The organism is Arthrobacter sp. SIMBA_036 (assembly GCF_046535135.1).
In the GTDB taxonomy this organism is placed as follows: domain Bacteria; phylum Actinomycetota; class Actinomycetes; order Actinomycetales; family Micrococcaceae; genus Arthrobacter.
In genome coordinates this window covers 1-235 of record NZ_JAWRXG010000466.1, presented here as the reverse complement: position 1 = coordinate 235, position 235 = coordinate 1, and the positions used below count along the sequence as shown (strand labels likewise).

1 protein-coding gene is annotated in these 235 nt (G+C 54.9%); it reads left to right on the top strand.

What is annotated here, in order from left to right; translation table 11 throughout:
• The coding region (locus SB659_RS20545; protein WP_410551777.1) for an IS1 family transposase at nucleotides 1-235 on the top strand (235 nt) is incomplete at both ends.

Below are 235 nucleotides of genomic sequence, written 5' to 3'. Positions count from 1 at the left end.
CATAAGACGCCCCAGCGTCTTATGAGCCTGCTGTCACCCTTTGACGTGGTGATATGGATGACGGATGGCTGGCCGCTGTATGAATCCCGCCTGAAGGGAAAGCTGCACGTAATCAGCAAGCGATATACGCAGCGAATTGAGCGGCATAACCTGAATCTGAGGCAGCACCTGGCACGGCTGGGACGGAAGTCGCTGTCGTTCTCAAAATCGGTGGAGCTGCATGACAAAGTCATCG